This is a genomic window from Shewanella hafniensis (genome assembly GCF_019655335.1).
Taxonomy (GTDB): Bacteria; Pseudomonadota; Gammaproteobacteria; order Enterobacterales; family Shewanellaceae; genus Shewanella; species Shewanella hafniensis.
Genome location: NZ_BPFD01000113.1, coordinates 1 through 10,048, shown reverse-complemented (window position 1 = coordinate 10,048; position 10,048 = coordinate 1). Strand labels below are relative to the sequence as shown.

At 45.1% G+C, this 10,048-nt stretch carries 10 protein-coding genes and 1 pseudogene; 7 read left to right on the top strand and 4 right to left on the bottom strand.

Features of this window, described 5'->3' with window-relative positions; translation table 11 throughout:
* A partial coding sequence (locus K5Q99_RS20465) for a hypothetical protein (RefSeq protein WP_220777966.1) occupies window positions 1–257 on the bottom strand: 257 nt, incomplete at its 3' end.
* Between K5Q99_RS20465 and K5Q99_RS20460 the strand changes: the two are divergent.
* From K5Q99_RS20460 to K5Q99_RS20440, 5 genes and pseudogenes are all read left to right on the top strand, one after another.
* Window positions 251–1,588, top strand: a pseudogene (locus tag K5Q99_RS20460) (porin family protein); the annotation flags it as partial. The gene K5Q99_RS20465 and the pseudogene K5Q99_RS20460 overlap by 7 nt on opposite strands.
* Before the next feature lie 41 nt (window positions 1,589–1,629).
* Window positions 1,630–2,790 (top strand): imelysin family protein, encoded by a 1,161-nt coding sequence (locus K5Q99_RS20455; RefSeq protein ID WP_220777965.1) that lies wholly within the window; start codon window positions 1,630–1,632, stop codon window positions 2,788–2,790.
* A gap of 155 nt (window positions 2,791–2,945) precedes the next feature.
* Window positions 2,946–4,571 carry a di-heme oxidoredictase family protein gene (locus K5Q99_RS20450; RefSeq protein WP_220777964.1) on the top strand — a complete coding sequence of 542 codons (1,626 nt, stop codon included), beginning with the start codon at window positions 2,946–2,948 and terminating at the stop codon, window positions 4,569–4,571.
* 216 nt (window positions 4,572–4,787) lie between these two features.
* Complete coding sequence (hemG, locus tag K5Q99_RS20445; protein WP_106651767.1) at window positions 4,788–5,309, top strand: menaquinone-dependent protoporphyrinogen IX dehydrogenase; 522 nt, start codon at window positions 4,788–4,790, stop codon at window positions 5,307–5,309.
* 136 nt (window positions 5,310–5,445) lie between these two features.
* Window positions 5,446–5,973 (top strand): cytochrome b/b6 domain-containing protein, encoded by a 528-nt coding sequence (locus K5Q99_RS20440; RefSeq protein WP_220777963.1) that lies wholly within the window; start codon window positions 5,446–5,448, stop codon window positions 5,971–5,973.
* Window positions 5,974–6,130: 157 nt separating this feature from the next.
* Here K5Q99_RS20440 and K5Q99_RS20435 read toward each other — a convergent pair whose 3' ends face one another.
* The 3 genes from K5Q99_RS20435 to nfsB all read right to left on the bottom strand — a co-directional run bounded on the left by K5Q99_RS20435 (window position 6,131) and on the right by nfsB (window position 8,843).
* Window positions 6,131–6,886, bottom strand: a complete 756-nt coding sequence (locus K5Q99_RS20435) for a DsbA family protein (RefSeq protein WP_220777962.1) — start codon at window positions 6,884–6,886, stop codon at window positions 6,131–6,133.
* Window positions 6,887–7,198: 312 nt separating this feature from the next.
* Entirely contained in the window at window positions 7,199–7,843 is a 645-nt protein-coding gene (locus K5Q99_RS20430) for a DNA-J related domain-containing protein (protein ID WP_220777961.1), read from the bottom strand.
* 346 nt (window positions 7,844–8,189) lie between these two features.
* Complete coding sequence (gene nfsB / locus K5Q99_RS20425) at window positions 8,190–8,843, bottom strand: oxygen-insensitive NAD(P)H nitroreductase (RefSeq protein ID WP_220777960.1); 654 nt, start codon at window positions 8,841–8,843, stop codon at window positions 8,190–8,192.
* 648 nt (window positions 8,844–9,491) lie between these two features.
* Here nfsB and K5Q99_RS20420 point away from each other — a divergent pair.
* Together K5Q99_RS20420 and K5Q99_RS20415 are read left to right on the top strand one after the other, a co-directional pair.
* Window positions 9,492–9,665, top strand: coding sequence for a transposase (locus K5Q99_RS20420; RefSeq protein ID WP_220777959.1), 174 nt, complete (start codon window positions 9,492–9,494; stop codon window positions 9,663–9,665).
* A gap of 79 nt (window positions 9,666–9,744) precedes the next feature.
* Window positions 9,745–10,048: transposase (locus tag K5Q99_RS20415; RefSeq protein ID WP_505973631.1), on the top strand; the 304-nt coding region annotated here is incomplete at its 3' end.

Sequence of the window (10,048 nt, the reverse complement as noted above, 5' to 3'; positions counted from 1 at the left end):
GTTTCTTCCTCCCTCTCCCTCTTTTTTTTCCTTCCCCTCCTTCCTTCCTCTCCTTTCTCCCCTCCTCTTCTCCTTTCCTTTCTTTTTCCCTTTCTTTTTCCCTTCTCCTTCCCCTCCTTCTCCCTTTCTCTCTTTTTTTCTCTCCTTTCCTTTTCCTCTTTTCCCCCTCTCTTCTCCCTCCCTTCTCTCCTCTTTCCCTTTTCTTTCCCTTTCCCTCCTTTTCCCTTCTTTCCTCTTTTTTTTTCCTTTCCCTGCACAGGCAGCGACAGACCCTGCGATTTTAGAGCAGGCTATCGCAAGGCAAGAGGCTCAATTACAAGAATTAAAGCAGCAGTTATCAGAATTAGCTGCGCAACAGAAACAGCAGCAAGTTCAGCAGGCAGACTATCAAACTAAGACCAATACCACGGTAAATAGTGTTGAAACCGCCGCCGATAAACTTAGCAAGTTTTCATTTCAATCCTACGGTACCGCCGTTTATACCAGTGATGAGTACTTTGATAACGTCCAAGACACCACACCAGAGCGCCGTAATCGTTTCGATTTAGAGCGCGTTGTCACTGAGTTCGGCTATCAATTTACCGATGCTTGGAGCATGGAAGTCGAAATAGAGTATGAACATGGCGGCACAGGCGTCGCCTTAGAATACGATGGTTTTGATGAGTTCGGTGAATTTGAGACTGAAGTCGAAGCTGGCGGTGAGGTGATGATTGAAAAGGCTGAGCTGCGTTATCGTCCGTCTAAAGCCTTTGGGATTAAATTTGGTAATATCCATGTTCCTATTGGCTTGACCAGTATGCTGCACAAACCAAATCAATATCTTACCGTAATGCGTCATCGAAGCGAAGCCGCCATGATCCCCGCTGTTTGGAATGAAAACGGTATCGGAATATATGGTGAAATGGCCGATTTCCACTATCAGGCCCAAATTATCAGTGGTCTCAATTCAGAATATTTTAGAACCTATGATTGGGCTGCATCGGGTCATCAAAAACGATTCGAGCATGTTAATGGTGACGATTTAGCATTTGCAGGACGTCTAGATTACGGCAACTTTAAAAAAGGTTCCGCCGTTGGTGTCGCTTACTACTATGGCAATACCAGTGGTAATCGTCACAAAAGTAATAAAATCAATGTGGATGGCACTGTTAGCATAGTGTCAGTCGCCGCGGCTTATGTTGAAGGTCCTTGGATCTTACGCGGTCAGTATCTCTACGGCACCTTAAGCGACAGCGATGCCATTACTCAAGCCAATAAAACAACGCCAGGCTTAAGGCCAGGTAACTTCGCACAGCTAGGATCGCAGTCACAGGCCTTCTTTGTTGAAGCGGGCATCGATTTGAATCATTTCACCTCTCTTCCGTTAACCGTTTTTGCCAACATAGATTATTCCAATCCTTTGATGGAAGTCGAAACAGGCACGGCGACTCAGCGTTTTGAAAATACTTGGACCAGTGTCGGCATTAACTATTTTCCTATCCCACAGATAGTGATTAAAGCGGAAGCAGGCTTACAACAAGTAGCCGTCGCGAGCATTCCGGATACTAATTTCTTCGCCCTTGGCGTGGGTTATCAATTTTCGCTCTAGTCACATTCATTTTTGATGGAACAAATAGGACATTAAGCACTATGACATTACGTAAAACGGCAATAGCCATCGCCCTTATGAGTACCTTAGCAGCCTGTGGTGGCTCTGGATCGGATGATTCAACGCCTACAACACCGACAACGCCGGATAATCGCTTTAGTTACGCCGCCACTGAGATGATCATTAACTTGACCGATGACGTTATCGTGGCTGGTTATGCGGACTTAGCCGCGAAAGCGGAAGCCCTTTTACTGGCGACTCAGAAGCTCACTAACTCAACAGCCCAAGCGGATTTAGACGCTGCTCAAGCTGCGTGGAAAGCGGCACGTTTACCATGGGAGCAAGGTGAATCACATATTTTTGGCCCAGTAGACTCACTCAGTATCGATCCACATCTTGATAGCTGGCCGCTTAATACGACCGATCTACAAACACAGCTAAATTCTAATTCAGGTTTTGATGCTGAGACGATTAAGGGTTGGAATGATGATGTACAAGGTTTTCATACCATTGAATTCTTATTATTCGGCGATGGTGTGAATGGTAATACTAAACCTATCAGTCAGTTAACAGCAAAAGAACGTGAGTATCTTATTGCATTGGCCGAAGTGTTCCGTGATTACACTAAGCAGCTCGACGACGCTTGGCAGATAAACCACAATCCGCAAGATGCTGCCGCTAAACCTTACGCTGAGTTGCTGAAGAATCCCGGTGTAGCAGGCAATACTATTTACTCATCGCAATTGGCTGTAGTTGAAGAGTTGATCAATGGCATGATCGCGATTGTCGATGAGGTCGGTAACGGTAAGATTGCTGATCCCTTTGGTGATTCCCTTGCCACTGCTGATACTTCAAAGGTGGAGTCGCAATACTCTTGGAACTCATTAGATGACTTTGCCAATAACATCATTGGGGTACGAAATATATATCAAGGAGAGTTCACCGGTAACAGTGATCGTCAAGGCATCATTAATTTCGTGGCTGCTGCCGATGCGAACTTAGCGACACGTGTTAGCAGTGAAATCGATGATGCCATTATCAAGATCCGCGCTATTGCTGGCAGCAATCAACAGCCTTTCCGCCAAGCGATTAAAGATGATGCGGGAAGGGCGCGAATTCAAGTGGCTGTGGATGCCTTGACCAAGCTGAAAACCACACTTGAGTCTGATGTCATACCATTACTTTCTCGTTGGAAATCTTAATTTCATATTCAGAGCAATGCTAAGGCGATAGAGGTTCTTGGCATTGTCATGAAATGACGCTAAACGACGGAACCCGTTTGGTGAGTTATGTCTTAAGCAGCAAGGATGCAATTGCATAGTTGCTGCTTTGTCATTTTATTTGTGTGAGATTTTTGATGAATAACAGACACGTTTTAGTACCTGCATTTTTCATTGGCTGTTTACAGCTGAGCGCCTGTGGTGGCAGTGGCGATGCACAAGATGTTGATACACCCATACCTGAACCCATTGTTTATCCTGAATATACGGATATCACTGCCAGCGGCGGCGCAACGACAACCTTTGATGCAGGTAATTCAGGACATGGTTTCTCTACACCATCGGTAAATCTAACCGCGACTGAACTTGCGCTGCACATGGCGGGCGATAAGTTTTTTGAGACTTCTTTTACCACGGCGCCAAACGCTGAACACCCTGAGTTAGATGGTTTAGGTCCTGTATTTAATAATGCTAACTGCAATGCATGCCATCAACGCGATGGACGTAACTCGACTCCGCAAGTCAGCACGGGCCAGACACGAGTTAAATTAGGATCGGATGCGGGCATCTTTTTGCGGATAAGTAAGGCTGCCAACGATACCTGTATTAAAGGCGACGTGAGTAATGATTATTGTGCACCCATTCCAGTACCTGATTTCGGTGGACAACTGTTTCATCGAGGCGTACTGCAAGCACGTAGTGATTGGCAGCAGAATCAGTTTATTGGCCAAGCAGATGTTTACTTATCCTATGAAACAAAGTCAGTGACCTACCCAGACGGTACTGAAGTCTTATTGAAGCAGCCGCTATTTGAAGTGGAAAACCCCTATGATGCGCCCGGCGAAACTAAGCAAAGCCCTAATTTGACCTCAAATCTTTTGCAAGACGATGTGTTAATGGGATGGCGTAATGGCATGCCAGTCTTTGGCTTAGGTTTACTCGAAGCGATTGCGGCAGCGGATATTTTGCAACATGTTGATGAAAATGATGCCAATCATGACGGTATTTCTGGCCGCGCGAACTATGTGTTTGATGCTGTGAAGGCACAAACGGGCGATCCAGAACCTGTGTCTTTAGGCCGTTTTGGTTGGAAGGCGAATACCCCGAGTGTGCGGGTGCAATCCTTAGGTGCGCTGCGTGGCGATATTGGCATAACTAATCCTCTATTCCCCGATGAAAGTATCAAAGGTACGGCGCTACACGATGCTTATCTCACTCGAACTGGTTTTATTGATACAGGGGCAGATGAAAATGGTGCGCCTGAAGTCGGAGCTGAGTTCAGTGATGCTGTTGTTTTTTATGCTGAAACCTTGGCCGTTCCTGCAAGGCGTAATGTTGCTCAACCGAATGTAAGAGAGGGGGCGAGATTATTCACTCAACTTAATTGTACTGCGTGTCATGTGCCCTCTTATACCACTAAAACGAGTGGTGACATTGGTGGGCGAGCCATGAGTGATAGCTTAAAAGGACAGAAGATTTATCCCTTCACTGATTTATTATTGCACGACATGGGCGAAGGGCTCGCCGATGGCCGCCCAGACTTTTTAGCCTCGGGAAGCGAATGGCGTACAAGGCCACTATGGGGAATAGGTTTAACTCAGACGGTTAATCCACAAGCCGGTTTCTTACATGATGGACGAGCCGCAACCCTAGAAGAAGCGATATTGTGGCATGGTGGTGAAGCTGAAAAGAGTCAAATTGCCTTTATGAATTTATCAAAAAATGAACGTGAACAAGTCATTGCATTTCTAATGTCTTTGTAAGGCGTGAAAAGATAATTTGTCGATTCATCCCGTTTAGTGTATCTCAGTATGGGCAAACCTCAGGGTTTGCCTTTTTTTGTGAGCTTGCTAAAACTACCGCATATACCTGAGTGGTTTGGGGCTAAGCCCGTGATCTATTTCATGTAAATTGCGGGGTAAATCACCTAGTATGAAATATCTTAATGGTTATTTTACTTGGGATTAATCGAGGCTAAATTGAAAAGAATTCTCATCATTTATTCTAGTGTTCACGGCCAGACCCAAAAAATTGCAACTAAGCTCGCGCAGCAGTTAACGGCCTTGGACAATGAGGTGGTTACCGCCGATATCAAGGCTGTTCCTGCACTCGCTGAGTTCGATAAAATCATCATTGGCGCCAGTATTCGCCATGGTAAACATAATCCTAGCTTGTACGAATTTATTGAAAAACATCAAGCTGTGTTGACGGATAAGGTCAGTGGTTTTTTCTCCGTTAGTTTAGTCGCGCGGAAACCTGAGAAAAACACCCCAGAAACCAATCCTTATATGCAGGCATTCTTAAGTAAAACCACTTGGCGGCCACAGTTATTACGCGTTTTTGGTGGTAACTTGAACTATCAAGGCTATAACGCCTTAGATAGAAATATCATCCGTTTCATCATGTGGTTAACGAAAGGACCTACGGATCCAGTTACCAATGTGGAATACACGGATTGGCAGAAAGTGGCTGAATTTGGTGAGCAGATCCACCGCGCCTAATTTGGGCATTAAATCGCGGCGTCGCGTTTTGCCCCTAGCCCACTTTATTCGCGCTCATTAAGCCGCCGCGAATGCATTTAATCTTCAAACTTCAATCATGCAAAGGGCAAAGGAAGCATTAAGTAGGATGAAAAATATGATGAGTAAACTCAGCTCCTTGTTCCGAGTCATGATGGCGCATCTACATGTGTGGGTTGTGCTATCAAGCAGTTTACTCGTCTGTGCCAGCCCGTGGATTTTTATGGGCCGACGGATATCCGATAACGCCGGTTTTTGGGACTATTTGCATGTTTATTTAGGGTTAGCGTGCGCAGTGCTGGGGATATTGTTCTTGCTCAGCAATACCTTGCATGGCAAATGGCACCAATACTTTGGTTGGCTAGTTGGCGATTGGGCGCAGTTAAAACAGGATATGGTTGGACTCACAAAAGGCAAATTCCCCGTTGCAGGTGGTAAAGGGCTGTTTAGTGCAATAGAAGGTATCGGTATGCTGTTGCTGGTGGCGACAGGGGTTACGGGCCTCGTTTGGTTTGTTGTTCAAGGGACGCCAACGGCGCTGGCGTGGCGCGGTTATCATCAAATTTTTGCGCAGGCTTTTATCGGTTTCTTGATCGTACATTTAATCTTGGCGGCGAGTCATATTCTCGATTTCATTCGTCAATAACAGATTGGAAAATAACACTAAATGACTGTGTTTATATAGGCGATTGAATTAAGTTCTTATATTGCAAGCGTGTTTCGAATGCGAATAAAAATGGCCTCCTAATTTGGAGGCCATTTTTTATGCTGACAGTTCCTTGCTTTAACGCTTGTGTCTGGATTTAGCTAAGACGCTGCTGACGTGTCACACCAATTGCGGCGGCAAAGACTAAAAATAACCAGCCTAGACTGCCACCCGATGAGGTTTTAGCGGCTGCGGCATCTTTCTCAACGGCAAGATAGTTAATTAATCCAATTAACTCATCTAAGGTTTTGATGCTGTTTAAATTTACTGCGTATTTATCGTTCACGATAAAGGCGGGGACGCTGTCGATTTTGAATTCATTTTGCTGAGTGCGCCACAGGGCCAGCTTTTCATCAGTGCTTTTGCTATCGGCTAACTCGTCGTATTTAGCGGCATCAACGCCAAATTGGGCGAAGATTTTTTTGATGTCATCACGGCTGTTAATTTGCGGCTCGTGCTGATGGCCCGGTGCACTGTGATCGTGACCGTTTGCGCCCTCAGCACCTTGGATTGCGGTAAACATGGCATGGGTTAAGGCATCTTTGTTATCAAGGCTTTGGATCACGGCCAAAGAGCGCATCACTTCGGTACCAATGTCGCTATTCATAAAGTCGACATGCTTATTGTCGAAACTTATCTGTTTGTTGAGGTTTGCCTTGATATCTGGCAAATAGTTGGTTTCCATATTGAAGCAGTTATGGCAATAAAATGAATAGAATTCAGTGAGTTTAGGTTCACTGCTAGGCGCTTTTGCCGAGATTTGAGTGTAGTGTGTGCCTTCAACAAAATTGGCGGCAAAGCTGCTCAAGGGCGCAATCGCTAAGGTTACAGCCAAGGCTAATTGTTTAATCATAGTTTCCTCAAATTCGGTGGGATTGAATTCACAATGTCAGTCGTTGTTATCGTTGACATTCAACGGTCAACATTAGAGATAGAGTGAGCTTCAACCTAGGAGTTAAGCTAGCCCAAATGGCAGCGTTGACACATAGGTTCAGGTTAAATGGAAAGGCTTAATTATGACTGAATTGGCATGAAGCTAGTAGGCTAAATCTGTGATCTAAATGGAAGTTTTACCTTAGATTTGGCAGGACTATAGACAGGATCGCATCGCTAAGTCGGTGCATGTTGATTAAAGCCCCGTTCTGCATCATCGCTGGCTAAATTCTTACGCAATATCCCTAAGCGACTGCCAAGCTTCGCATACCTCGCGAAAACGCGCCGCATCACCATCGGGTCGGTCTGGGTGCCACTTGAGCGCTAAACGGCGCCATTGTTTGCGGATATCGCGGGCGGTGGCGCTCTCGTCTAATTCGAAAACTCGCAGTGCATTACCCTTATTCATCAGATTGATATTTAAGCCAATATAGCTCTTATAATTGCTCCAGAAGGCCTCAAGCAATTCACGCACTACGTTTTCGCTGGTGTCGTAGTTGTTCCAATCGAGATAATACTCACGCAGGGAAGTATCTTGCATTATCAGCAGGTTAACGTTTGATGGGACTAAGCGGATGATTTGGATTTCCATGGCTTTGACTTGCAGCCATTGCTTTGGCAGTAATATTTCCTGCAGTTCAAACAGGGCGTTCATCAGTAGGAAGTTACGTTTGAATAAATCGTTACCCGGATTTTCATCAAGCTGGTGGATCAGCCCTTGGGTTTGTAATTCTGTGGCTAAGTGATGGATTTTCCAACTTTGGTTTGAGGCTTGTAAAACCGTGAGTAATGGCCAAATCAGTGGGTTATCGCCCTTAGTGTTTGCAACGCGAATCGATTGAGGTTCTTCAGTGAGCGAGGGTTTGGCAAATAACATACTGACTGTCCCATCCTAAATTGTAAGTGTGACCAATGCGCCGATAAAACCGCTGGGCTGCAAAAAAGATGACTCGAAACGACGATAAACGATGATCCACTAAGCTATGCCGTCCTGAACTGCGCAGCAAATCATGCCATAGAGGCAAAGTGTAGGCAAAGATGAATTTTAGAGCAATACCATGGTGGTTTACTCCTACTTTAGATGGTTTCTTGTGCAAATAAGTCGTTAATAGCAGACAGGTTTTAGGATGTTATTGCTGAAGCGGGTTACTGTGCTAAAAAATATGCCCTTGTTTATATCACATTAAATCAAGGGCATGTTTATTATTCACTTAAGATGAGGCCTATATTTCAGTAAAAATCACCTCTTGATCTAAGCGAGATTTAGGCAATTTAGCGTTGAAATCATCCTCTGCGTGATAACCCATGGCGACAACTACGCAGGCGCATAGACCTTGCTCTCTTAAGCCTAAGACTTGATTCATTTTAGTGGCATCAAAACCTTCAATCGGACAAGCATCGATATCTAACACGCTTGCGCCGAGCATTAAGGTGCCGAGCGCTAAATAGACCTGTTTCTCCATCCAATGTTGGGCATCTTTCATCTCAAATTTATGCATGTTGGCGAAGAAAGAGCGGCCATTATGCTGGGCTTGTTTTGCTTCCTCATTAGCTAAGCGGCCATCCTTTTCCTCTTGTTCAAGGATTTGCAGCAAATACGCTTCATCTAATTGAGTGCGAGTGCAGAGCACCACCACATGGGAAGCATTGAGGATTTTTTGGGTATTAAAGGCATAATTCTCGGTTGCTTGGGCGATTAAAGCTTTACCTTCCGCCGTACTCGCTAACACAAAATGCCAAGGCTGTGAGTTAGTCGATGATGGGCTGTACTGCAATAAGGTTTTGATTTCTGCTATTTTATCCGCAGGAATCGTCTTAGTTGGATCAAAGGCCTTAGTGGTGTAGCGCTTTTTGGCGAAGAAACTTAAATCACTCATGTAACGGCTCCAAATCATTAAGGAATACAAATTCAATGGCAGCATTTTAAGCAGGTTTAAGTAAAAAACAATGTGATCAAGGCAGGTATTAGTTTCAAAAAAAATTTGAAACTGGGTGCCGATACAACGCTAAAAAGGAGTAAACGCCAAGTCGTTTAATTGAGATTTTGGATAGGGGATCGGTGTCTTTACCGTTGAAGCTCGTTTTCAATTGTAGGGAAATTATAGATAAATATCAGGGACAGATGCTGGCAGCAAAGATTAGGGCAAAGCTTTAGCTGCCTTAGTTGAATGGCTATTAACCCTCCAAAGTCGAGTTAAAGGAACCTTTAGTAATCCTGAATTTATTGTCACTGTTTTGACCCATTCCGTGTTTCGTAGTTTGAATGCTTTAATCAAAATCAAAGTCGTGGGGCTTCACCCCACACCCGACCAAGGAGGACTACTCGTCCTTGGATGCTCCAAGACGCCCCCAACGGAGTTGAAAGCCCCTTGTGCTCATTGACAAATTTGCTATCGCTTCCGAAGGATGCGTCCCTGCACCTGCGAAAGCTAGTCGGTCAAGAATAGAAGTGGACACCCAGCCTAAATAGCGCAGTTGTTAACCTCCGACTATGCTTGGGTTAAGCATTAAACAAGGAGGTTTGTATGCCGCGCCCTCGCAGAACTCAGATAAGTGTTGAAGACACGCCTTATTACCATTGCTGTAGTCGCGTTGTGCGGCGTGCGTTTTTGTGTGTTGATGATGCCTATTCGGGAAAAAATTATGACCATCGCCGCGCTTGGGTAGAATTGCTACTGTTTGTAAGTAAAAGTAAGTAAAAGTGGACACCCAGCGCTAAATAGCGCAGTTGTTAACCTCCGACTATGCTTGGGTTAAGCATTAAACAAGGAGGTTTGTATGCCGCGCTCACGCAGAACTCAGATAAGTGTTGAAGACACGCCTTATTACCATTGCTGTAGCCGCGTTGTGCGGCGTGCGTTTTTGTGTGGTGATGATGCCTATTCGGGAAAAAATTATGACCATCGCTGCGCTTGGGTAGAATTGCTACTGTTTGAACTCGAAGCGGTTTTTGCTATTGATGTGGCGGCCTTTGCAGTGATGTCCAATCATCTGCATGTGGTGCTGCGGGTCGATGTCGACAGCGCCAATCGTTGGACTGACCGCGAAGTACTTGAGCAGTGGCATAAGCTGTTTAAAGGCG

Coding starts and splice junctions, on each gene's coding strand:
- K5Q99_RS20420 (WP_220777959.1), top strand. CDS start 9,492: ATGCCGCGCCCTCGCAGAACTCAGATAAGTGTTGAAGACACGCCTTAT.
- K5Q99_RS20430 (WP_220777961.1), bottom strand. CDS start 7,843: ATGTTATTTGCCAAACCCTCGCTCACTGAAGAACCTCAATCGATTCGC.
- K5Q99_RS20450 (WP_220777964.1), top strand. CDS start 2,946: ATGAATAACAGACACGTTTTAGTACCTGCATTTTTCATTGGCTGTTTA.
- K5Q99_RS20435 (WP_220777962.1), bottom strand. CDS start 6,886: ATGATTAAACAATTAGCCTTGGCTGTAACCTTAGCGATTGCGCCCTTG.
- K5Q99_RS20455 (WP_220777965.1), top strand. CDS start 1,630: ATGACATTACGTAAAACGGCAATAGCCATCGCCCTTATGAGTACCTTA.
- K5Q99_RS20440 (WP_220777963.1), top strand. CDS start 5,446: ATGATGAGTAAACTCAGCTCCTTGTTCCGAGTCATGATGGCGCATCTA.
- nfsB (WP_220777960.1), bottom strand. CDS start 8,843: ATGAGTGATTTAAGTTTCTTCGCCAAAAAGCGCTACACCACTAAGGCC.